Below are 21,385 nucleotides of genomic sequence, written 5' to 3' on the forward strand. Positions count from 1 at the left end.
GTGGTGGGTTGCTTCTACGAGAAGTAGAACGTCTCGATTCTAGGCCACTTCGGCAGTGGCGGGGGAATCGTGCCGCAGGCTGAGGCCTGCGATCACGAGCAGGACACCCGTGATGATGGCCGCCCCGCCCGCGACGCCGAGCAGCGCATGTGCCCCCAGAGCGCCGAAGAACGGCAGCAAAATGGCTGCCCCGAGATGCACGACGCCGGTGATCACCTCGTCGCGCGCGAGGGGGCTCCGGCGCTGGCCGGCGACCCTGAAAGCCAGACCGGAGGCGAGGTCCGCAAGGCCCGTCGCGGCGAACGCAATCGCGGCTCCGATCCCGATGACGACGGTGTCCGGTGCCGCGGCGAGGCCCAGACCTACCGCCGCGGCGACGCCGTACGCTGCCGATGCGACGACCCGCGCGCTGCCCGACGGCCGGGCAGCGGAATCGGCCGCGCGGCCCTGCCGGCGCAGCAGCCACGTGCGCGCCACTGCCAGGCCAACGAAGTACGCGGCGAGGCACCAGGCCCCGCCGAACGCGGTGGGCGTCCCCCAGAACACGGTGACCGCACCGAACACGAGCGCGATCGCGCCGCGCAGCAGCACCGGGCCCGCGAGGGCGCGCTGGCTCTCGTCTCCGGACGGACTCGGGGACGGGGGTGTGGGGGAATCAGGCACGGACCAAGTGTAGTCAGTGGGCGCCGAGCACCATCCACGCATCGGCGCGGGCGCGCAGGCCCAGCGTGAGGGCGCGCGCGAGCATGTACCCGCCGGCGAACGCCGCCCAGAGCCAGGCGAGCCCGGCCGGACCGCCCCCACCGAAGAGTCCCGCCCACACCACGAGCGGCGCGTAGACGACGAGGTTGAGGACTCCCGCGAGCGCGAGGTAGCGGGCATCCCCGGCGCCGATCAGCACCCCGTCGAGCACGAACACATACCCGCACACCGGCTGGCTCGCGGCAAGCACGAGGAGCGCCGGGAGGAGGGCCGTGTGCACCTGGCGGTCTGTTGTGAAGATCCACCCGATCCACGGCGCCGAGACCGCGAGAACTGCCCCCGTGACAACCCCGTAGCCGAGTGACCAGCGGACCATCGTGCGGGTGAGGTCACGGGCGCGGGCCGCGTGGGAGGCGCCGAGCTCCTTGCCGATGAGCGCCTGGGCGGCAATCGCGAGGGCATCGAGGGCGAAGGCCAGGAAGCTGAAGAGCGTCATGACGAGCTGATGCGCCGCGAGGTTCGCCGCCCCCTGCTGCGCCGCGATGACGACGGTCGCGACGATCGCGGCCCTGAGCGTGAGGGTGCGCAGCATGAGCCACGAGCCGACGTGGGCGGCATCCAGGACCCCGTGCCTGCTGGGCGCGAACCCGACGCCCTCGTGCCGCATGCGGCGGAGCACGATGCCCATGTACACGACGGCCATGCCGAGCTGGGCGGCGCTCGTGCCGATCCCCGAGCCGGCGATGCCCCATCCGAGGCCGTAGACGAACAGCAGGTTCAGGACGATGTTCCCCGTGAAACCAACGGTTGCAACGACGAGGGGCGTGTGCGTGTCCTGCAGGCCCCGCAACGCACCCGTTCCCGCGAAGACGAGCAGCATCCCGACAAGGCCCGGCATCGACCAGACGAGGTACTCGACCGCGTACGCCTGGACCGGAGCCGAGCCGCCGAGCAGCCCGACGATCCAGGGCGCGGTGGCCCAGCCGAGCGCCGCGAGGGCGAGGCCAAGAAGCAGCGCCAGCCAGGCGCCGTCGCGCGCGGCTGCCATCGCGTGGCCCATCTTGCCCGCACCCAGGAACCGCGCCACGGCGGGCCCGGTCCCGTACGCAAGGAACACCATGAGCCCGACGGCGGTCTGCAGCACGGTGGTCGCGAGACCGAGGCCGGCGAGCTGGTCGACGCCGAGGTGGCCCACGATCGCAGAGTCGGCCAGGAGGAACAGCGGCTCGGCGATGAGAGCGAAGAACGCAGGGACCGCGAGCCGGAGGATCTCGCGGGCGGTCGACGGCGCCTCCCGCCCTCCGTCGGTCCTCGCGCCGACGCGTTCCGTGGGCTCCATGCGAACCACTCTAGGCGGGGGCACCGACGACACTCGAAATGGATGGGTCACCCTATTGACAGTCACCAGATTATGAGAGCTACTCTCTTTTCATGGCAACATTCAAGAACTCCTCGGCCACGGCGTCCGCGGAGACCCAGGCGGGGCACCCCCGTCGGTGGTGGATCCTCGGAGCGCTGGCACTCACCATGCTCGTCGTCGGCCTCGACGCGACGGTGCTCAACGTCGCCCTCAGCGACATCTCCCGCGCACTCGGCGCGAGCACCACGGACCTGCAGTGGATCGTCAACGGGTACACGCTGACCTCCGCGGTGCTCCTCATCCCTGCCGGAATGCTCGGGGACCGGTACGGCCGGCGAACGGTCCTCGCCGTGGGCCTGGCGGTCTTCGTGGCCGCGAGCGCCCTCGGCGCGTTCGCGGCCACCCCCGCCGAACTCGTCGCGGCCCGGACGGTCATGGGGATCGGCGCCGCGGCCGTGTTCCCCCTCTCCATGTCCATCCTCCCGACCGTCTTCGCCCCGGGCGAGCGCGCCAAGGCCGTCGCCGTCATCACGGCCGCCATGGGCCTCGGCATGCCGCTCGGCCCGCTTCTGGGCGGCTGGCTGCTGGACAACTACTGGTGGGGCTCCACGCTGCTCATCAACGTGCCCACGGTGGCGATCGCGCTCGCCACGGGACTCACGCTCATCCCGAACTCGAAGGATTCCGGCCGGCGGCGCTTCGACCTCGCCGGGATGCTCCTGACCGTCGCGGGCCTCGCCGGGATCGTCTACGGGATCACCCAGGAGCCGGTCAGCGGCTGGGGTTCCGGCGAGGTTCTCGTCCCGCTCATCGGCGGCGCGGGGCTGCTGGTGGCCTTCTGGTTCGTCGAGAGGCGAGCCGCGGCGCCCCTGCTCGATCCGCGGCTCACCGGCAACCGGATGTTCGTCTGGCCCACCATCGCTACCGCCCTGACCTCATTCGTCATGATGGGCCTGCTGTTCGCGCTCCCGCTGTACCTGCAGGCATTCCTCGGCGACTCCGCGCTCGTCACCGGCGTCAAGCTTCTGCCGATGATGCTGGCCCTGGTCGTCGGCGCGGCCGTGGGGACGCGCACGACGGCGCTCGTGGGCCTCCGCGTGGTGGTCCCCGCCGGGATCCTCATCTCCGCCGCGGGCTTCGCCGCACTCCTGCGGCTCGTCCCCGACTCGGACTACTGGCCGCTCCTCGCGGCCCTCGCTGCCACCGGCCTCGGGTTCGGCATCGCGATGCCGCCGGCCACGACCGCCATGCTCGACTCGCTGCCGGACGGGATCCAGAGCACCGGCACAGCGGTCAACCTGGCCGTCAAGCAGACCGTGGGCGCCCTCGGGGTCGCGATCCTGGGCAGCGTCCTCACCGCCGTGTACCGCGGGGGCATGGATGCCGCGACGGCGCACCTTCCAGCCGCGGCCGCCGACGCCGCACACGACTCGATCGGCGGGGCCGTCGCCGTGGCCTCGCGGCTCGGGCCCGCGGGGAACGCGCTCAAGGCCGCGGCCGGGAGCGCCTACCTGGACGGCGTCCACGTAGTGAGCGTCGTCTGCATCGCCGCAGCAGTCCTCATCGCCGTGGTGATGGCCGCGGTCCTGCCCGGACGTGCCCGCGGCGAGCACACGGCGTCGTCCGCCCAGCCGGCGCCCATCAGGGCTGACAAGATGAATACATGACGGAACCCGGTCTGCGCGAGCGCAAGAAGGCCAAGACGCGGCGCCTCATCCAGGATGTGGCGCTGCGCCTCTTCGCCGCCCAGGGGTATGACGCGACCACGGTCGAGCAGATCGCTGCCGAAGCCGAAGTCTCCCCGAGCACGTGCTTCCGCTACTACCCCACCAAAGAGGACCTCGTGCTCTCCGACGAGTACGACCCCACGCTCATCGCGGCCCTCGAGAAGGCGCCGCTGGACGCCGGATTCGTCGGCGCGTTCCGCGCCGCCATCCGGGTCGGGTTCACCACGTTCTACCGCGAGGACCGCGAGCGCGTCCTCGAACGCATGAGGCTCACCCTCACCACCCCCGCGCTGCGGAACAGGATCCTCGCGGCGAACCACGAGATCAGCCACCTGTTCGGGGACGTCATTGCCCGCCGGCTCGGGATCGCCGAGGACGATCCGCGCATCGCGATCGCGGCCGGTGCACTCATGGGCGCCCTCACGGCGGTGCTCGAGCGCTGGGTGGCCGACGACGGCCGAGGCGACCTGCCCGCCATGATGGACAGTGCCCTCGCATTGCTCGAGTCAGGACTCCGGTTCGAGGCCTGAGGCCGCCATCGGAGTCTGGACGACGCGAGATTTTCGCGTTAGTGTCATTAACATGAATTCTGAGGCCGGGACACGGCCTTACGCCATGGGCAAGCGTGCCGAGGCAGCCGCCGCCACGGCCGGCAGGATCGCCGAGGCCGCCCTCGAACTGTTCATCGAGCGGCCGTTGAGCCAGCTCACGCTCGCCCTCGTGGCCGATCGGGCCGGCGTGACGGTCCAGACGGTCCTGCGCCACTGCGGAGACTGGGACGGGGTCCTTGCTGCAGCCGGCGAGCGTGCCGCGGCCCGCGTGAGAACGCTCCGCGACCGTGCGCCCGTCGGAGACCTGCCCGGAGCCATCGCCAACCTAGCCGAGCACTACGAGACCGACGCTCCCCTTGCGCTCCGGATGCTCTCCGAGGAACCGAACTCCGAGTACATCGCGGACCGCACCCGGATGGCCCGCGACATCCACCGCGCATGGTGCGAGCGCGTCTTCGCCCCCTACCTCGAGGGGCTCAGCGACCCCGAGCGCACGCGCCGCTTGGCCCAGTTCGTCGCCGTGTGCGACGTCTACGTCTACAAGCTCCTCCGGCACGACGCCGGGCTGAGCCTCGAGGCGTACATCGATTCCCTGCTCGAGCTCCTCGAGCCGCTGGTCCGGAGGCCATGATGTCCACGATCCTCGCCTACACGTCCCCCGCGACGGGACACCTCTTCCCGATGACGCCCCTCCTGCTCGAGCTGCGGTCCCGGGGCCACCGCGTCCACGTGCGCACGTTCGCCGAGCACGTGGAGACGCTCCGAGGCCTCGGCCTCGAGGCGGAACCGACCGACGCGCGGATCGCGGCCATCTGGCATCAGGACTTCAGCGCGCGGAACCCGCTCGAGGCGCTGTCCGCGAACGCGGAGACGTTCACGCAGCGGGCGGAGTTCGACGGCGCCGACGCCGCCGCATCGCTGCGGGACGTGGCCCCGGACGCCGCGATCGTCGACATCAACGCGTGGGGTGCCGCCGCCGCGGCGCAGGCCTGGGGCGGGCCGTGGGCGTCCTTCAGCCCCTACGTCCCGCCGATCAGCTCGGCGGGGACGCCGCCGTTCGGACCCGGCCTGGCTCCGCGGGGCGGGCCGCTCGGCCGCATCCGCGACGCCACGCTGCGCAGCCTCATCATGGGGCAGCTCACCAAGCGGTACCTCGGGCCGATCAACTCGGTGCGCGCCGAACACGGGCTCGCACCGGTGGACACCGTGGACCAGTTCTTCCGCTCGGCTCCGCTCATGCTCGTCACGACGTCCGAGCCGTTCGACTACGCGCACACCGACTGGCTCCCGCAGATCCGCTCGATCGGGGCTCTGCCGTGGGAACCGCCGTCCGAGGTACCCGCGTGGGTCGACGAGCCCGGAGACCCGTTCGCCCTCGTCACGACGTCCTCGGAGTACCAGGCCGATGAGGCGCTCGCGCGGGCCGCGGTCGCGGGGCTCGCGGAGGAGCCCTACCGCGTGGTGGTCACCATGCCCGCCGGCGTCGCGGACCTCGGGCCCCTTCCTCCGAACGTCCGGATCGAGCAGTTCGTCCCGCACGGACCCATTCTGGCCCGCGCCGCCGTCGCCGTGACCCACGGCGGCATGGGCGCCACCCAGAAGGCCCTCGGCGCGGGAGTGCCCACCGTCGTCGTGCCCTGGGGTCGCGACCAGCTCGAAGTCGGCGCCCGCGTTGCCCACGCCCATGCCGGTGTGCGGCTGTCCAAGGGAAGGCTCACCCCGGAACGCCTCCGGGACGCCGTGCGCCGGGCAGCGGGGATGGCCGACGGCGCGGGGCGCGTCGCTGCCGGCTACCGCGCCGCAGGCGGGGCTGCCGCCGGAGCGGACGCCGTGGAGGAGCTCCTGAGAACCTGATCAGGCCCGGACCGGCAGATGTCCCGCGAGGAACTCCTCCCAGGTCCGGCGGCCGTCCGCATGGTCCAGCGCCAGATTGGCACCGGCGCGGATCGCCCGGGCCGCGTCGCCAGGCAGCCTCACCGGAACGATGAGACGGCGCAGCCCCGCCGCGGCGAGGTACGAGCGCAGGAGGTCGCCGAACGCATAGGCGGTCGGCCCGCCCAGATCGGGGACGTAGCCCGCGGGACTGCCGAGCGCGATCTCCACGAGCCGGTCCGCGACCTCGCCCGAATCGACAGGCTGGAACCGCGTACCGCTGGGCACCGGCACCACGGGCAGCTTGGCCATGGCCTTGAGGGTGAGCAGGGCGAGGTCGTGGAACTGGGTCGCGCGGAGTGTGGTCCACGGGATCCCGCATCCCTCGACGACCCCTTCGGCGTCGCGCTTGGATGCGAAGTACTCGAACGCCATGTGGTCGAACCGTCCTGTCACGGGGACCCTGTCCGCGCCGACAACCGAGATGAACACGAGATGGATGACGCCAGCGTCACGCGCGGCCCTCACAAGCATCCGTGCCTTGTCGCCGTCGCCCTTCTGGGCGCCCGCGCAGTGGACCACCGTGCGGATGCCCGCGAGCGCCGCGTCCACGCCGCGTCCCGTGTCGAGGTCTGCGGCGACGTTCTCCACGGCAGCCGGCCGCGCGGCGTCGTGCGCAGGATCAGCCGTGGTCGCGTGCCGGCTCGCCACCCGCACCGCATGCCCCGCCGCTGCGAGCCGCTCCACTACTTGCCGGCCCAGCGTGCCGGTCCCGCCGGTCACCAGGATGGTCGTTGCCATGGTCTTCTCCTCCTCCGTCCGGGCATCTCCCGTCCTGCTTGCCTGACACCGTGGAGTGCGGAAGTGTGACAGCCGTGGAGGAAGATCTTCTGGCCGAGCGCTTCGAGGTGGAGCGGACGCGGCTCCGCGGCGTCGCGTACCGCATGCTCGGCTCGCTCGCGGAGGCGGACGACGCCCTGCAGGAGGCGTGGCTGCGGCTGTCCAGCACCGAGGCGGAGGCGATCGAAAGCCTGCCCGCGTGGCTCACCACCGTAGTGGGGCGGATCTGCCTGAACGTGCTGCGCTCGCGCGGGGCTCGGCCGGAGGTACCCCTCGAGGCGGCGCTCACCGCTGCACGCCTGGACCCAGGACCCGAAGAGGAGGCCCTCCTCGCAGACCAAGTGGGACTCGCGCTGCTCGTCGTGCTGGACCGGCTCCAGCCGGCGGAGCGGCTCGCGTTCGTTCTGCACGACATGTTCGACGTCCCGTTCGAGCCCATCGCGCAGATCCTCAACAAGTCCGCGGAGGCGACGCGCCAGCTCGCGAGCCGTGCTCGACGCCGTGTGGAGGGCTCGCCGGTCCCGGAGCCGGACCGGGCGCGCCAGGCCCGCGCCGTCCACGCCTATCTGAGGGCCGTACGGACGGGCGACCTCGAGGCGCTCGTGGCCGTCCTCGACCCGGAGGTGCTGCTTGTGGCGGACGGCGCGGCGGTCCCGGGAGGCGTCGCCGTCGCCCTTCGCGGTTCCCAGAAGGTCGCTCGGGCGGCCGCTGCCTCCGCCGCGCGGGCGCCGTTCGCGCGGACCGCGATCATCGACGGGGCCGTGGGCATCGTGGTGGCCCCGCGCGGCCGGCTGCGGATCGCGCTGCTGTTCACCGTCCAGTCCACGCAGGACGGCGAACGTGTCACCCGGGTGGACGTCGTGGCGGATCCCTCGCGGCTTGCCGCGCTTGGGGTCTCAGTCCTCGAAGGCTGGCGCGAACGTGCCGGCGCCCCCGGGCCGGACCCATACTGATCGCATGTCCTCAGAAGCAGCCTTCACAGGGTCCATCCCGGAGCTCTACGACACCGTCCTCGTGCCCATGATGTTCCAGGACTTCGCGAACGACCTGGCTGCCGAGGTGGCCTCCTCCGGCCCAGGCACCGTCCTCGAGACGGCGGCCGGGACCGGCATCGTGACGAGGGCGCTTCACCGGATCCTGCCGCGCGCCACCATCACGGCCACCGACCTCAACCCAGCCATGCTCTCGCGGGCCGACGTGGTCCTCCCCGCCTCCGAGTCCATCCGGTGGCAGCAGGCCGACGCCCTGGATCTCCCCTTCCCTGAGGCATCCTTCGACGCGCTCGTCAGCCAGTTCGGCATCATGTTCTTCCCCGATCGGCCGCGCGGGTACGCGGAAGCGCGCCGGGTGCTGAAGCCCGGGGGCCGGCTGTCCGCTGCGGTGTGGGGGCCGCTCGAGCGCAACGAGGTGAGCCTCGCGGTCCAGGAGGCGCTCGAGGAACTCTTCCCCGGCCGGGCGCCCATGCTGATCCGCCGCGTTCCCTTTGCATACTCCGATCACACGATCATCCGCGGCGAGCTTGAGGCCGCTGGGTTCTCGGACGTCACCATCCGGGACGTCGTCTACCGCAGTGCTCCAACGTCTGCGCGGGACATCGCCCGGGCGCACTGCCAGGGCACCCCTCTGGCCCACGAGCTCGCCGAAGAGTACGGAGGCCCCGCGCAGATCACCGAAGACGTGACCCGTGTTCTCGCGGAACGCTTCGGGGGTCAGCCCTTCTCGGGCCTGCTCACGGCGATCTTCTTCACGGGCATCGCCTGACCCGTCCCGCAGGCGCATCCGTCGTGACCTGACCCACGACGGCGCGGCGCCGGCTCCCGCTCGAGCCGGCCCCGCGCCGTCGTACGCGTCGCTGTGCAAACGCTGCGTTTCACCGATGGCCTGAGGTGCCCAGAGGTGCTCTGAGGGTCAGGCGCCGTGCCCGTGGGCCTCTGCGGCGACCTCGGCGGCCTCGGCCCGGTCCTCTGCCACGGTGTGCGTGTGGGGACCCACGGGGCCGCGCTGGCGCCGGTACCGGAGGGCGCCGATCGCGATGAGCACGGCGGCGAGCGCCACCGAGAGCATGAGCTCGTCCCGGGTGTCGGGGAGGAAGAGCATGCCCACGAGCAATGCGACGATGGCCACGATGGACGCCCACGTGAGGTACGGGAAGAGCCACATGCGGATCTCGAGCTTGGTGCCGGCGGCGTCGGCGCGGCGCCGCAGGATGAGCTGCGATGCCGAGATGACGAGCCACACGAACAGCGCGATTGCCCCTGACGTGTTGACGAGGTACAGGAAGACCGTGTCCGGCCAGAGGTAGTTGAGGCCGACCGTGATGAACCCGACCACCGTGGAGACGAGGACCGAGCGGACCGGGACGCCGCGGCCGGAGATGCGGGCCCAGGACTTGGGTGCGTCTCCGCGCGTGGAGAGCGAGAAGATCATGCGGCTGGCCGTATAGAGGCCGGAGTTGAGGCACGAGAGCACCGACGTCAGCACGACGATGTCCATGATGGTGCCAGCGCCCGGGATGCCGAATCGCTCGATCACGGCGACATACGGGCTCTTGGCCACGGACGCGTCATCCCAGGGCAGGAGGGTCACGACGATGGCCATCGAGCCGATGTAGAACACCAGGATGCGCCACACGGTCGAGTTGACTGCCTTGCGGACGGCCGTCACGGGGTCGGCGGACTCGCCTGCCGCAATTGTGGCGATCTCGGCTCCGAAGAAAGAGAACACGACGACGAGGATGCCCGCGAGCACGGCGTCGCCCCCGTTGGGCATGAAGCCGCCATGGCCCAGCAGATTCGTGGTGCCGGGGGCCGGGAGGCCGGGGATAAGGCCGAAGATGGCGGCAATGCCCGCGATGAGGAACAGGACGATCGCCGTCACCTTGACGGACGCGAACCAGAACTCGAACTCGCCGTAGGACTTGACGCTCCACACGTTGGTCAGCGTGAGGGCGATCATGAGCACGAGGGCCCAGATCCACTGGTCGACGCCCGGCATCCAGCGGTGCATGATCGCCGCGCCTGCGGTGGCCTCGATGCCGAGCACGATGATCCAGAACCACGCGTACAGCCAGCCGATGCTGAACCCGGCCCACCGGCCCAGGGCCTTGTCCGCATAGGCGGAGAACGAGCCGGTCTCGGGGTTCGCGGCAGCCATCTCGCCGAGCATACGCATCACGAGGATCACCACGACGCCGGCCGCCGCGTATGCGACGAGGACGCCCGGGCCGGCCTGGTGGATCGCCACCCCGGAGCCGACGAAGAGCCCCGCCCCGATGACGCCCGCAATCGCGATCATCGACAGGTGCCTCGGCTTGAGGGTCTTGTGGAGTTCGGGTTGGGAAGCCATGAGCCTCACCTCCATCTCTGTGGGTCAGTACGGAATCAATGGTGAAGGCCTGTCAGATGCGCATGCGGGGCCGATCGCACAGGGTTTATACCGGCCCATGGTGCAGACGCCCGATTTTGGTGACCCTGAGACAACTCCTGTCTTTATGGAAACCTCTCGCAACCTGATTGAAACGTTGGCCCTGCCACAGCGGTGGGTGACGCGGTTCACCTGCAGGGGTTGGCCCACCACGGCTCGGCAGCGGCCCGACCTCTGAGGACAGATTCTGTCCGCTTGCCCCGATAGCGTGCCTGCATGGCTATCGCACGGTTTCCCAATGTAGTGATCGACTGTCCAGACCCCGCCGCTCTCGCGGAGTTCTACTCGGCCCTGCTGGACTGGAAGGTCGAGAAGTCATCTCAGGAGTGGGCCACGATTCGTGCCGACTACGGCCAGGTCATCGACTTCCAGGGCGTCGAGGCCTACACGGCTCCCCAGTGGCCCGGCCAGCACGTGCCCCAGCAGATGCACCTCGACGTGGTGGTCGACGACCTCGACGTCGCCGAGCAGGCGGTCCTCGGGCTCGGGGCCACCAAGCATGACCACCAGCCCGGGACCACGTTCCGCGTGTTCCTCGATCCCGCGGGACACCCGTTCTGCCTCTGCCTGAGCTAGCAGTGTGGAAAGGGAGATCCGCACGACGGCGCGGGGCCGGCTCCCGCTCGAGCCGACCCCTCGCCGTCGTTCGCATCGCTGCAGCCGAGCGGGCGTCAGGGATGCACGGGGATCTTGACGTTCTCCTCGTTCAGGAGTCCTCCTCAGCGGGTGTGGTGTGTCTCGGCCAGCGCGTAGACGGGGGTCTCGAGCCCCTCGAGCCGCGCCTTGAGCTGGAGGGCGAGGTACTTCGAGTAGTGGCGCGACTGGTGGAGGTTGCCGCCGTGGAACCACAGGTTCTCCTGCTGCGTGGGCTTCCACATGTTGCGGAGCTCGCCCTGCCACGGGCCCGGATCCCTGACCGTGTCCGATCCTAGGCCCCAGCACTTGCCCACCTTGTCCGCGACCTCCTGCGAGATCAGTTTCGCCGCCCATCCATTCATCGAGCCGTAGCCCGTCGCGTAGACCACGGCGTCGGCCTCGAGCCGGGTGCCGTCCTCGAGCACGACGGCGTCCTCCTCGAGCCGGTCGATCTGGCCGTTCGCGAGCCGGATCGCACCCTTGGCGATGAGCTCGGAGGCACCGATGTTGATGTAGTAGCCGGAGCCGCGGCGGAGGTATTTGAGGAAGAGGCCCGAATCGTCGTCGCCGAAGTCCAGCTGGAAGCCGGTCTGCTCGAGGCTGTCGTAGAAGTCCTTGTCCCGCTCGCGGATCTCGTCGAAGGCCGGGCGCTGGAAGTCCGGGAGCACCTTGTACGGGATGGAGGCGAAGATGAGGTCCGCGGTCTCGTGGTCGATCCCGTTGGCCAGTGCCTCTTCCGAGTAGAGCGGCCCGAGCACCACCTCCATGAGCGAATCGGATTTCACGATGTGCGTGCTCGAGCGCTGGAGCATGATCGGCTCGGCGCCGTTCTGCCACAGGTCGGCGCAGATATCGTGGGCCGAGTTGTTGGAGCCCACCACGACAACCTTCTTGCCCGCGTACTTCGCTCCGCCGGGGTGCTTCGAAGAGTGGTGCTGGTCGCCGCCGAACACGTCCTGGCCCTCGAGCTTCGGGATGCTCGGAATGCCGGACATGCCCGTGGCCATGACGAGGTGCGTCGGGGTCAGGGTGAGTTCGCGACCGTCACGGACCACGCGGACGGTCCACTGCTCGGCATCGTCGTCGAAGCTTGCACTCTGCGCCTCGGTGTTGGACCAGTAGTCGAGCTCCATGATCTTCGTGTAGTGCTCGAGCCAGTCGCCCATCTTGTCCTTGGGGGTGAAGACCGGCCAGTGGTCGGGGAACGGTAGGTACGGCATGTGGTCGTACCAGACCGGGTCGTGGAGGCACAGCGAGTGGTAGCGCGATCGCCACTGGTCGCCCGGACGCGGGTGCTTGTCGATCACGAGCGCGGGGACGCCAAGGCGCTTGAGCCGTGCCGCGAGGCCGATCCCTCCCTGGCCGCCGCCCACAACGAGCACGTAGGGCTGCTCGTCGATGCCGAACGATCCGGCACGCGAGTTCCGCCGGTCAAGCCAGTTCTCGGTCGAGACGTTGACGCCGTGCTCTGCGCCCCGCTCGCGCCGCGGACCTGAGGGCTCGGGGAACTCGTTGAGGCCCTGTGCGCTCGACAGGAGGGTCCACGCCTTCCCGTCGCGAAGGCGCACGAGGCCCTTGCCGTGGAACGCCTTGTTGCGGAACGTGTACCAGGCCTCGGTCACTCCGTCATTCTCGGTCGCGCTCGTCACCTCGAGCTCGCGCGGCCAGGCATCCGGGCCGACGGCGGCGAGCATGGCCTCGATCTCGCCGCGGCCCTCGGCCGTATGGATGTTCCACGTGAGGCTCGCGAGATCCCGCCAGTAGCTCTCGTCGCCGAACAGCGAGGCGGCTCGGGCGGCGTCCTCCGCGGCGAACGCCGCATCGAGGTCCGCGAACCACTGCCTCGCGCCCTGCAGCGCTGCATCACCCATTGCACTTCTCCTTTGAACGCCTGAGCTGATGCGTTCGACAGTATGGCGTGCATCACATTGTCGGGAGCGTTGCAGAACGTTGCAGGGGAAGGCCTGGCCCTGGCGGATTGGCCGCGCGTCGCAGGGACCTGACCCCGGACCGTCGGGACGTGGCCCCGGACCGTTGGGACGTGACCCCGGACCGTTGGGACGTGACCCCGAGTCAGGGGCGCACGACGGCGGCCGGTACCGTCAGGCGATACGGCCGGCTCTCGATGAGCCCGCCGAGACGCCGGCGCAGGCGCGAGAGCTCCGCGCGGACCGTCACCTCGGTCTGGGCGCCGTCGAGGCGCGAGAGCACCTCGCGGGCGTCGAGACCCTGCGGGTGGGCAGCGAGGAGCGTCAGGAGCTCAAAATGCCGCGCGGTCAGCGGGATCTCGGTGGCGTCCGGCCCAGAACGCATGAGGGCGGAGGGCGGCGGTCCGGGCCGCAGCTCCAGCTGCGTCTGGGCCACGGCCGCCCGAAGAAGCCAGCCGCCGTCGAGCGGCTCAGCGAAGACCTGACCCACACCCGGTACCCACGCAGGCCCCCCGGACAGCCCTGCCGGAAGGCGGATGCGTTCGCCGACGCCGTAGCCGTGCGCGGAGGCGACCCAGCCGGCGTCGTCCACCACGAGGGTCGCGACACGTGCAGGGACAACCCCGCGTTGGCCTGCATCGCGGGCGAGACGGCGCAGCCCGTCAGCGTGACGGCTGCGGAGCAGGCCCATGGCCTCCCCGGCGGCCATGGTGACGAGGGAGAGCGTGTGCGGGTGGGCGGTTCGGTAGGAGCCGCTGAGGGTGACGACGCCGAGCAGAGTTCCCGTGCGCGGGTCGAGGAGCGGGGCGCTCGTGCAGACCCAGGGATGCTGGTCCTCGTCACCGTGCTCGGGCCCGAAGATCTGCACGGGGCGGCGTTCCTCCATCGCCGTGCCGAGAGCATTGACGCCAACGTCGCGCTCGCGCCAGCGGGCGCCCTGCACGTAGCCGAGCTCCTCGCTCTTACGACGCACCGGGGCCGGGCCGCTGACCCACAGGACGTAGCCCTGATCGTCACTCACCACCAGCTCGTTGCCGGCCTCGGCCGCGAGAGGCAGGAGCCTGTCCCCGAGCAGAGGCACCACTGAGGCCAGATCCTCGGCGCGGTCGCGCCGCTCCGCCACGGCCGCGTCGCCGAGGGGGCGCAGGTGGCCAGGCACGGTGCCCTGCCGCTGCCAGGCGCGGGCGATGACGGGACGCAGGAGGTCGGGGATCTGCCGGCTTGTCGACCAGGCTCGGTGAAGACCGAGGAGCTCGCGGGCCTTGGCCGTCGGGTCATCGAACACAGTGAGGGCGGCCTCGAGGCGCGACTGCGTCACAGGCACCTCCTCGGCTGCGGTTCTCGTCTTCCGGGCGTTCCCGGTGGGGACAGTCACATCAGAGTGGCATGGATCACTCAGGTTTGGACAGTAGTGTGCCAGCCGCTGCTTGCGGGCTGTGGCATGCTCCGACGAATCGTGGCACGATCGTGGCGCTGGGCTATCGTGGTGGCCCTAGAAGTGATCCTCGGGAGTTCCTGCCGGACGACAGGGCCCGAGGATTCGCACCTTAACAGGCCGGTTGTCTCATGCTTCGTGCGGATCATCCGATCGGTTGGACCCGGACTCGTCAACGTATGCGAAGAATCCCATGGATCGCGGCGCCTCCTAGAACCCGCCGCCCTCGCCGCCCGCGTCAGCCGCCATGTTGGCGAAGCGCGAGTAGTGGCCCTGGAACGCGACGACGATGTCCTTCGTGGGGCCGTTGCGGTGCTTGGCCACGAGGATGTCCGCTTCACCGGCTCGCGGGGACTCCTTGTTGTAGACGTCCTCGCGGTGCAGAAGTATGACCATGTCGGCATCCTGCTCGATACTGCCCGACTCGCGAAGGTCCGAGATCATCGGCCGCTTGTCCTGGCGCTGCTCTGAACCGCGATTGAGCTGCGAGAGCGCGATGACAGGCACCTGCAGCTCCTTCGCGAGGAGCTTGAGGGCGCGCGAGAACTCCGAGACCTCCTGCTGACGGCTCTCGACCTTCTTGCCCGAGGTCATGAGCTGGAGGTAGTCGAGGACCACGAGCTTGAGGTCGTGCTGCTGCTTGAGGCGGCGGCACTTCGCGCGGATCTCCATGAGGGACATATTCGGCGAGTCGTCGATGAAGAGCGGCGACTCATTCAGCGGGCCCAGCACCGAGGCGATCTTGGACCACTGGTCGTCGCGGAGCGTGCCGCGGCGCAGGTCCTGCAACTGGATGGATGCCTCGGCGCTCATGAGGCGCATGGCGATCTCGTTCCGCCCCATCTCGAGGGAGAAGAAGACGGTGGCCATCTTGTGCTTGATGGCCGCAGACCGCGCGAAGTCCAGTGCGAAGGTCGACTTTCCGACGGCGGGGCGCGCCGCGATGACGATCATCTGGCCGGGATGGAGCCCGTGAGTGAGCTCGTCGAGCTCGTAGAAGCCCGTCGGGACGCCCGTCATGCCGCCGCCGCGGTGGCCTGCGGCCTCGATCTCGTCCATCGCGCCCTCCATGACCTGCGAGAGCGGAACGTAGTCCTCGGCGGCGCGGCGCTCGGCCACGGAGTAGACCTCCGCTTGGGCCTGGTTGACGAGGTCCTCGACCTCGCCGTCCTGCCCGTACCCGAGCTGGACGATCTTGGTGCCGGCACTCACGAGCCGTCGGAGAACGGCTCGCTCGGCGACGATCTCGGCGTAGTAACCGGCGTTCGCGGCCGTCGGCACCGACTGGATGAGCTCGTGGAGATAGGCCGGACCGCCCACGCGATTGATCTCGCCGCGCTTGGTCAGCTCGTCGGAGACCGTCACGGCATCGGCGGGCTCGCCTTTGCCGTAGAGGTCGATGATCGCCTCGTAGATCGCCTCGTGCGCGGGGCGGTAGAAGTCCACACCGCGCAGCACCTCCACGACATCTGCGATGGCATCCTTCGAGAGCATCATGCCGCCGAGCACGGACTGCTCGGCCACGATGTCCTGCGGTGGCGTGCGCCCAGCGTCGGAGTCCCTGACGGACGGCGCTGAATCGACGTGGGACGTGGACACGGGCAACACCTCGGAGCTAGCAATCGTCCCGGAGGCAAAGTCTCCCCCCGGAGGGACGAGCACACCGTATCTGGGCCCTCCGACATTCGAAAGCCCACCGTCCACCGCGCCTGTGGACAAGGTGTGGGCAACCCGCCCATTGTTGTTCACAGACCCTGTGGATAGATGTGGATAAGTTTCAGGAGTCTCTAAGAATCGGTCTCTCATCTGGGAAGACTCTGTTGACAACGTGTGGACGGAAGATTTTTTTCCACAGGAGCAATCCACAGCCCGAAACGGGGCCATTCACCCAACAAATGTGTTTTCAGGAATAGATCAATCAATTATGTGATTTATGCCACATGTAGATCGTGAGCTGGCCCGCGGCATTCTGCCCACGGCATGTTGCCCGACCCTCGCAGCACCGTCGGCGCAGGCACTACGCTGGAACTGCACACTCCGCCACCCGAGAAGCACTGATGGAAACCCTGCTGCCCCCGATCCTGATCCTCCTGATGGTCGCCGCCGTCGTCGTCTTCGTGCTCCGTGCGGGCGCACGGCGCGCCAAAGCGTCCGTCGAGGGCGCGCTTGCCGCTGGCCCCGATGCCGCGGCGGCAGCCGCCGCACGACTCACCGAGGCCCAGCACCGCGCCATCTACTCGCTCATTGCCCGCGGACTCACCGTGCAGGCGATTGCGGCATACCGCGAGGCCACGGGCTCTGGCCTCGTCGACGCCCGCAACGCGGTCATCCTCCTGGACCGCTATCCTCAGGCCTTCCGGGGCGGTGCGGCCGCGGCGGAGCCGTCCCCTGATGCCCCGGCGCACCACGACGCCCCCGCACACCAGGCTCCCCCCGCACCCGAGCAGCCCCGCGCCGTCGTGCGCCAGCGCGGATCTGAGGGGGGTCCGCAGGAGGCTGATAAGCCCGCTCCAGCGCCGCAGCCGCCTGCCCAGAACCGGCCTGCGGCACCGGAAGAGGCCGAGGACGAGCCGGCCGCGCCCCGCCCCCAGCGGTTCCCGTACCGCTACCGGGCGATTGTCAGCAACGGACGCCAGACCCTCGAGGTCGCGTCCAACATGCTGAACGACGAGATCTACAACGAGATCAAGGGCCTGGCGCAGATCGGGGACGCCGAGGACGCCGCGCAGATGCTGCGGCGCCACTCGGACATCACGATCGAGGACGCTCGGGCGTTCGTCTCGCTCCTCTAGACAGCGAGCCGCTGCATCCCGGCGGGCTCGGCCTCCTCGAGCACCCGCAGCGCGTTGTCGAAGCACAGCGCATCGAGGTCCTCGCGCGGCCACCCGCGCTCTTCGAGCGCCGCGAGCAGGGGCGCATAGCCGGCCACGCCATCCATGCCGCGCGGCAGGTCGGTGGTTCCGTCGAAGTCCCCGCCGAGCCCGAGATGGCGTGGGCCGACCACCTCGCGCGCGTGCTCGAGGTGGCGCACGACGTCGCCGATCGTCGCCTCGGGCGCCGGGTTCGCCTCGAGCCAGGCGGCAAACGCCGCCGCAGCAGCGGGGTCCTCGAGGGGCGGGACATCGTGGAATTCGGTCGGCAGGCCGAGAGCGCGCCTCGTGTCCCGGACCGCAAGGGCGTGCTCGCGGCAGGCCTCAGAGACGAACTTCGGCACGAAGGTGACCATGAGGACTCCGCCGTTGGCAGGAAGCCGCTCGAGCACGTCGTCGGGGACATTGCGCGGGTGGTCGCAGACGGACCGCGCGGACGAGTGCGAGAAGATCACGGGGGCACGCGTGGCGTCGAGCGCGTCCGCCATGGTGCGCGGAGAGACGTGCGAGAGGTCCACGAGCATGCCGATCCGGTTCATCTCAGCCACCACATCCCGGCCGACGTCCGTGAGCCCCGTATCGTGCCCGCGCTCCATCGCCTCGCCAGTCGCCGAGCAGGCCCACGGCACATCGTCGTTATGCGTGAGTGTCATGTAGCGCACGCCCAGCTGGGCGAGCATCCGTAGCACCCCCAGGGAGCCGGCGATGCTGTGACCGCCCTCGGCGCCCATGAGGGAAGCGATCCTGCCGCGGCCGACCGCGGCGCGCACCTGCTCGGCGGTCCTGGCAAGTTCGAACGTGTCCGGGTGCGCCGCGGCGATCCGGCGCACGCAGTCGATCTGCTCGAGGGTCGCGACGACGGACTCCTCGGGGGCCAGCGTCGACGGCACGAAGACCGACCAGAACTGGGCGCCCAGGCCACCGGCCCGCAGCCGAGGGATGTCGGTATGGAGACGGGGCTGGCCGGCGTCGAGGGTCGCTGCCGCGACATCGTAGGCGAAGTCCTGGCGGAGGGCCCAGGGGAGGTCGTTGTGGCCGTCGAAGATCGGGGCGTGCTCAGGGGCTGCGGGCTGCATTCGGCCATCGTACGTCTGGACGTCATCTCCTGAGAGCCACATGATGTGACCTCAGTGTGATGACCTCCTGACGATGGGTTCCGGGAGGTGGTCTCAGACGGCGTCGGCGCCGGTGAGGTCTGCGAGGAGCTCCTCGAAGGACTTGTCCTCGGGCCGCGTCGCGACCTTTGGCAGTGTGGCGGCGGGACGGTCGTCGGCGGCCGCGCCCTGCTCGCGGGCGAGCTCGAGGACGAGCTCCGTCGCGGCACGCTCGATGCGGGCAGTGAGGCCTCCGCCGAGAGTACGGTCTCCCGCCGCGCCCTGACCCCAGTCGGTCGGGGCCGCGAACACCGTGGTCGGCAGGATGCGCGTGCGCAGGTAGCTGAAGAGTGGACGCATCGCGAAGTCGAGCATGAGGCTGTGGCGGGCCGAACCTCCGGTCGCAGCCAACAGGACGAGCTTCCCCTCGAGGGAACGCGGCTCAAGCACATCAATGAAGGACTTGAACAGACCGCTGTAGCTCGAGGAGAACACTGGGGTCACCGCGATGATCGCATCGGCGCGCTCGACGACGGCGATCGCCTCCGCGAGATTGGGCGCCGCATAGCCGGTCACGAAGTTGTTGGCGATATCCACGGCGAGGTCGCGGAGCTCGATCGTGGTCACGGACGGCGCAAATCCGGCCCCGCGCGCGAGCCGCTCGGTGGCGGCGGAGAGTTGGTCCGCGAGGAGCCTGCTCGACGACGGCACGCCGAGGCCTGCGGAGATGACAACGATGTTGGTGTTCTCGGCCATGTGTCCTGCCCTGGTTGGAAGTTCATGCATTTGCATCTAGTTCCTCCAACGGGGGGAAGCCAGCAGCTATTCCCGCGGACGCGAAAAGCCCCTTCCGCGCGAGGGGAAGGGGCTTTTCAGGCGCGGTCCGTGCATAATGACGGGCCGCGACCAGCGCGACTACTTCGCGGGGACAACCTCGAGGTTGACCACAGCGGAGACGTCGTCGTGCAGGCGCACGGCGACCTCGTACTTGCCGGTGGACTTGATGTGGCCGGGGATGACCACCTTGCGCTTGTCGATGGCGCCGAGACCGGCGGCCTCGACTGCACCGGCAACGGCCTCGGCGCGGACGGTGCCGAACAGGCGGCCTTCCTTGCCGGCCTTCACCTCAAGGCGCACCGAAGTGCCCGCAAGGGCAGCGGCCTGGGCCTGAGCGGCCTCGAGCGACTTGTGGGCGCGTGCCTCACGTGCGGCGCGGATCTGCTCGACCTGCTTCTCGCCGCCCTTGGTCCAGGCGACGGCGAAACTGCGCGGCAGCAGGTAGTTGCGCGCGTAGCCGTCCTTGACCTCGACGACGTCACCGGCAGAACCGAGACCCGTCACCTCGTTCGTCAGAATGAGCTTTGCCATGAAAGTTGCTTCCCTTCTCAGCCGCGGCCAGCGCCGGAGTAGGGGAGCAGGGCGACCTCGCGGGCGTTCTTGATCGCCTGGGCGATCTTGCGCTGCTCCTGCACGGTCACGCCGGTCACCCGACGGGCGCGGATCTTGCCGCGGTCCGAGATGAACTTGCGCAGCAGGGCGACGTCCTTGTAGTCGATGACAGTGATGTCAGCGGCCTTCAAGGGGTTGGACTTTGGTTTCGGCTTGCGAATTTCAGCCTTGGCCATCGTGGAGCTCCTTAGATCTCTGGAGCCCGTGGCTGCGCCACGGGATGGTTGATGTTGTGGAAAGGAAGTCGATCAGAACGGGGGCTCAGACTCGTTGCCGTTGCCCCAGCCGCCGCCAGCATTGCTGACGCCCGGGGTCGCCCACGGGTCGTCCTGCTGCTGGCCGCCGCCCCAGCTGCCGCCGGAGTTGCCGCCGCTCGGGGCCTGAGACCCCTGGCCGCCACTCCAGCCTCCGCCGGCATTGCCGCCGCCGAAGTTGCCGCCGCCCTGCCCGCCGCCGAAGTTGCCGCCACCCTGACCGCCGGAGCGCTGGGTGCGGTTGACCTTCGCGGACGCGTAGCGCAGGCTCGGGCCGATCTCGTCGGCCTCAAGCTCGATGACGGTGCGCTTCTCGCCTTCCTTGGTTTCGTACGAACGGCTCTTCAGGCGCCCGGTCACGATCACACGCATGCCCTTGGTGAGGGACTCGGCGACGTTCTCGGCAGCCTCGCGCCAGATCGACGCGCGGAGGAACAGGGTTTCCCCGTCCTTCCACTCATTCGACTGGCGGTCGAAGGTACGCGGCGTGGAGGCCACGGTGAAGTTGGCGACGGCCGAACCGGACGGCGTGAACCGCAGCTCGGGGTCGTTCGTCAGATTGCCGATCACCGTAATGGTGGTCTCGCCTGCCATGCTTCCTCCTGGTTCCGTGCGTGCGTACTGAAAATCGTTGTACTGGGTGAGGGATTCACGCCAAGACTACTTGGCGGAAACCTTCTGGTCCTCGGGGCGGATGATCTTGGTACGCAGGATCGTCTCGTTGAGGGACAGCTGGCGGTCCAGCTCCTGCGCCGTGGCTGGCTCCGAGGTGAAGTTCACGACGGCGTAGATTGCCTCGTTCTTCTTCTTGATGTCGTAGGACAGGCGACGACGACCCCAGATGTCCACCTTGTCGACGGTTCCACCGTCGTTGGTGATCACAGAGAGGAACTTGTCCAGCGACTGCTGGACTGAGCGCTCGTCGACCTCGGGGTCGATGAGGACCATCAGTTCGTAAGGACGCATGTGTGAACCCACCTCCTTTGGGCTAAGCGGTTGCGGTCTTTCCGCAACAGGAGGTTCATGTGCGTGTCCACGCGCAGCATCACCCGACAAAAAGGTCGAAGCTGGCGCACAGACTGCACAAGTCTACCGGATCCAGCGCGTCCGCTTGACCCGGAACCATCCCTCGACCAACGCTATCGGCGACCACACGACGTCGTACGAGCCGGACGCCGTATGTGGACGACACGCCACGGCGCACCGCTGTGGACGAGCAGCGGATTCCCAGAGTCCGCTGGCAG

The 21,385-nt window shown here is 69.3% G+C and carries 21 protein-coding genes; 8 read left to right on the plus strand and 13 right to left on the minus strand.

Annotation, left to right across the window (positions count from 1 at the left end):
* Positions 1-39: 39 nt before the first annotated feature.
* Complete coding sequence (locus AB5L97_RS19310) at positions 40-663, minus strand: hypothetical protein (protein ID WP_369045920.1); 624 nt, start codon at positions 661-663, stop codon at positions 40-42.
* Between the two features lie 13 nt (positions 664-676).
* Positions 677-2,041, minus strand: a complete 1,365-nt coding sequence (locus AB5L97_RS19315; protein WP_369045921.1) for an MATE family efflux transporter — start codon at positions 2,039-2,041, stop codon at positions 677-679.
* 92 nt (positions 2,042-2,133) lie between these two features.
* Here AB5L97_RS19315 and AB5L97_RS19320 point away from each other — a divergent pair, with 92 nt between their 5' ends.
* From AB5L97_RS19320 to AB5L97_RS19335, 4 genes are read left to right on the plus strand one after another with little or no spacing between them, the layout of a single operon-like run.
* Positions 2,134-3,729: an MFS transporter gene (locus AB5L97_RS19320; protein WP_369045922.1), complete on the plus strand. Its 1,596-nt coding sequence runs from the start codon at positions 2,134-2,136 to the stop codon at positions 3,727-3,729.
* Positions 3,726-4,319: a TetR family transcriptional regulator gene (locus AB5L97_RS19325; RefSeq protein WP_307958610.1), complete on the plus strand. Its 594-nt coding sequence runs from the start codon at positions 3,726-3,728 to the stop codon at positions 4,317-4,319. Before AB5L97_RS19320 ends, AB5L97_RS19325 begins: the two co-directional genes overlap by 4 nt.
* Before the next feature lie 52 nt (positions 4,320-4,371).
* Complete coding sequence (locus AB5L97_RS19330) at positions 4,372-4,971, plus strand: TetR/AcrR family transcriptional regulator (RefSeq protein ID WP_369045923.1); 600 nt, start codon at positions 4,372-4,374, stop codon at positions 4,969-4,971.
* A complete protein-coding gene (locus AB5L97_RS19335) occupies positions 4,971-6,194 on the plus strand; it encodes a glycosyltransferase (RefSeq protein ID WP_369045924.1) in 1,224 nt (407 codons plus the stop codon). Before AB5L97_RS19330 ends, AB5L97_RS19335 begins: the two co-directional genes overlap by 1 nt.
* Here AB5L97_RS19335 and AB5L97_RS19340 read toward each other — a convergent pair whose 3' ends face one another.
* A complete protein-coding gene (locus AB5L97_RS19340; protein WP_369045925.1) occupies positions 6,195-7,013 on the minus strand; it encodes an SDR family oxidoreductase in 819 nt (272 codons plus the stop codon). It lies immediately after the preceding gene.
* A 74-nt stretch (positions 7,014-7,087) separates the two neighbouring features.
* On the opposite strand from AB5L97_RS19340, the gene AB5L97_RS19345 reads away from it, so the two are divergent.
* Together AB5L97_RS19345 and AB5L97_RS19350 are read left to right on the plus strand one after the other, a co-directional pair.
* On the plus strand, positions 7,088-8,005 hold the full coding sequence (locus AB5L97_RS19345; RefSeq protein ID WP_369045926.1) for a sigma-70 family RNA polymerase sigma factor: 918 nt from the start codon (positions 7,088-7,090) through the stop codon (positions 8,003-8,005).
* A 4-nt stretch (positions 8,006-8,009) separates the two neighbouring features.
* Positions 8,010-8,813, plus strand: coding sequence for a class I SAM-dependent methyltransferase (locus AB5L97_RS19350; protein ID WP_369045927.1), 804 nt, complete (start codon positions 8,010-8,012; stop codon positions 8,811-8,813).
* 147 nt (positions 8,814-8,960) lie between these two features.
* On the opposite strand, the gene AB5L97_RS19355 is transcribed toward AB5L97_RS19350, so the two are convergent.
* Positions 8,961-10,397: an amino acid permease gene (locus tag AB5L97_RS19355; RefSeq protein WP_369045928.1), complete on the minus strand. Its 1,437-nt coding sequence runs from the start codon at positions 10,395-10,397 to the stop codon at positions 8,961-8,963.
* Positions 10,398-10,691: 294 nt separating this feature from the next.
* Here AB5L97_RS19355 and AB5L97_RS19360 point away from each other — a divergent pair, with 294 nt between their 5' ends.
* Positions 10,692-11,051, plus strand: coding sequence for a VOC family protein (locus tag AB5L97_RS19360; RefSeq protein WP_307958618.1), 360 nt, complete (start codon positions 10,692-10,694; stop codon positions 11,049-11,051).
* Positions 11,052-11,194: 143 nt separating this feature from the next.
* On the opposite strand, the gene AB5L97_RS19365 is transcribed toward AB5L97_RS19360, so the two are convergent.
* From AB5L97_RS19365 to dnaB, 3 genes are all read right to left on the minus strand, one after another.
* Positions 11,195-12,982: a flavin-containing monooxygenase gene (locus AB5L97_RS19365; RefSeq protein WP_369045929.1), complete on the minus strand. Its 1,788-nt coding sequence runs from the start codon at positions 12,980-12,982 to the stop codon at positions 11,195-11,197.
* Between the two features lie 202 nt (positions 12,983-13,184).
* Positions 13,185-14,357: a helix-turn-helix domain-containing protein gene (locus tag AB5L97_RS19370; protein WP_369045930.1), complete on the minus strand. Its 1,173-nt coding sequence runs from the start codon at positions 14,355-14,357 to the stop codon at positions 13,185-13,187.
* Positions 14,358-14,684: 327 nt separating this feature from the next.
* Positions 14,685-16,073, minus strand: coding sequence for a replicative DNA helicase (gene dnaB / locus AB5L97_RS19375; RefSeq protein ID WP_369045931.1), 1,389 nt, complete (start codon positions 16,071-16,073; stop codon positions 14,685-14,687).
* 458 nt (positions 16,074-16,531) lie between these two features.
* Here dnaB and AB5L97_RS19380 point away from each other — a divergent pair, with 458 nt between their 5' ends.
* Positions 16,532-17,266, plus strand: coding sequence for a hypothetical protein (locus AB5L97_RS19380; protein ID WP_307958623.1), 735 nt, complete (start codon positions 16,532-16,534; stop codon positions 17,264-17,266).
* Here the strand turns inward: AB5L97_RS19380 and AB5L97_RS19385 are convergent.
* The 6 genes from AB5L97_RS19385 to rpsF all read right to left on the minus strand — a co-directional run bounded on the left by AB5L97_RS19385 (position 17,263) and on the right by rpsF (position 21,107).
* Positions 17,263-18,420, minus strand: coding sequence for a dipeptidase (locus tag AB5L97_RS19385; RefSeq protein WP_369045932.1), 1,158 nt, complete (start codon positions 18,418-18,420; stop codon positions 17,263-17,265). The two genes, AB5L97_RS19380 and AB5L97_RS19385, sit on opposite strands and share 4 nt — an antisense overlap.
* A gap of 93 nt (positions 18,421-18,513) precedes the next feature.
* Entirely contained in the window at positions 18,514-19,194 is a 681-nt protein-coding gene (locus AB5L97_RS19390; protein WP_369045933.1) for an FMN reductase, read from the minus strand.
* 159 nt (positions 19,195-19,353) lie between these two features.
* Entirely contained in the window at positions 19,354-19,806 is a 453-nt protein-coding gene (gene rplI / locus AB5L97_RS19395; protein ID WP_307958626.1) for a 50S ribosomal protein L9, read from the minus strand.
* A 17-nt stretch (positions 19,807-19,823) separates the two neighbouring features.
* Positions 19,824-20,063, minus strand: coding sequence for a 30S ribosomal protein S18 (gene rpsR, locus AB5L97_RS19400; protein WP_010144869.1), 240 nt, complete (start codon positions 20,061-20,063; stop codon positions 19,824-19,826).
* Positions 20,064-20,135: 72 nt separating this feature from the next.
* The gene (locus tag AB5L97_RS19405) at positions 20,136-20,735 is read right to left on the minus strand and encodes a single-stranded DNA-binding protein (protein WP_307958627.1); all 600 of its coding nucleotides are present in this window, start codon (positions 20,733-20,735) and stop codon (positions 20,136-20,138) included.
* Positions 20,736-20,801: 66 nt separating this feature from the next.
* Positions 20,802-21,107: a 30S ribosomal protein S6 gene (rpsF, locus tag AB5L97_RS19410; RefSeq protein ID WP_307958628.1), complete on the minus strand. Its 306-nt coding sequence runs from the start codon at positions 21,105-21,107 to the stop codon at positions 20,802-20,804.
* Between the last annotated feature and the right edge of the window lie 278 nt (positions 21,108-21,385).

The sequence above is a fragment of the Sinomonas sp. P10A9 genome, assembly GCF_041022165.1.
GTDB classification, from domain to species: domain Bacteria; phylum Actinomycetota; class Actinomycetes; order Actinomycetales; family Micrococcaceae; genus Sinomonas; species Sinomonas puerhi.

Excerpts from the sequence above, each read along its gene's own strand:
- AB5L97_RS19315 (WP_369045921.1), bottom strand. The coding sequence starts at position 2,041 with ATGGAGCCCACGGAACGCGTCGGCGCGAGGACCGACGGAGGGCGGGAG.
- AB5L97_RS19320 (WP_369045922.1), top strand. The coding sequence starts at position 2,134 with ATGGCAACATTCAAGAACTCCTCGGCCACGGCGTCCGCGGAGACCCAG.
- AB5L97_RS19325 (WP_307958610.1), top strand. The coding sequence starts at position 3,726 with ATGACGGAACCCGGTCTGCGCGAGCGCAAGAAGGCCAAGACGCGGCGC.
- AB5L97_RS19330 (WP_369045923.1), top strand. The coding sequence starts at position 4,372 with ATGAATTCTGAGGCCGGGACACGGCCTTACGCCATGGGCAAGCGTGCC.
- AB5L97_RS19335 (WP_369045924.1), top strand. The coding sequence starts at position 4,971 with ATGTCCACGATCCTCGCCTACACGTCCCCCGCGACGGGACACCTCTTC.
- AB5L97_RS19340 (WP_369045925.1), bottom strand. The coding sequence starts at position 7,013 with ATGGCAACGACCATCCTGGTGACCGGCGGGACCGGCACGCTGGGCCGG.
- AB5L97_RS19350 (WP_369045927.1), top strand. The coding sequence starts at position 8,010 with ATGTCCTCAGAAGCAGCCTTCACAGGGTCCATCCCGGAGCTCTACGAC.
- AB5L97_RS19355 (WP_369045928.1), bottom strand. The coding sequence starts at position 10,397 with ATGGCTTCCCAACCCGAACTCCACAAGACCCTCAAGCCGAGGCACCTG.
- AB5L97_RS19360 (WP_307958618.1), top strand. The coding sequence starts at position 10,692 with ATGGCTATCGCACGGTTTCCCAATGTAGTGATCGACTGTCCAGACCCC.
- AB5L97_RS19365 (WP_369045929.1), bottom strand. The coding sequence starts at position 12,982 with ATGGGTGATGCAGCGCTGCAGGGCGCGAGGCAGTGGTTCGCGGACCTC.
- AB5L97_RS19380 (WP_307958623.1), top strand. The coding sequence starts at position 16,532 with ATGGAAACCCTGCTGCCCCCGATCCTGATCCTCCTGATGGTCGCCGCC.
- AB5L97_RS19385 (WP_369045932.1), bottom strand. The coding sequence starts at position 18,420 with ATGCAGCCCGCAGCCCCTGAGCACGCCCCGATCTTCGACGGCCACAAC.
- AB5L97_RS19390 (WP_369045933.1), bottom strand. The coding sequence starts at position 19,194 with ATGGCCGAGAACACCAACATCGTTGTCATCTCCGCAGGCCTCGGCGTG.
- rplI (WP_307958626.1), bottom strand. The coding sequence starts at position 19,806 with ATGGCAAAGCTCATTCTGACGAACGAGGTGACGGGTCTCGGTTCTGCC.
- rpsR (WP_010144869.1), bottom strand. The coding sequence starts at position 20,063 with ATGGCCAAGGCTGAAATTCGCAAGCCGAAACCAAAGTCCAACCCCTTG.
- AB5L97_RS19405 (WP_307958627.1), bottom strand. The coding sequence starts at position 20,735 with ATGGCAGGCGAGACCACCATTACGGTGATCGGCAATCTGACGAACGAC.
- rpsF (WP_307958628.1), bottom strand. The coding sequence starts at position 21,107 with ATGCGTCCTTACGAACTGATGGTCCTCATCGACCCCGAGGTCGACGAG.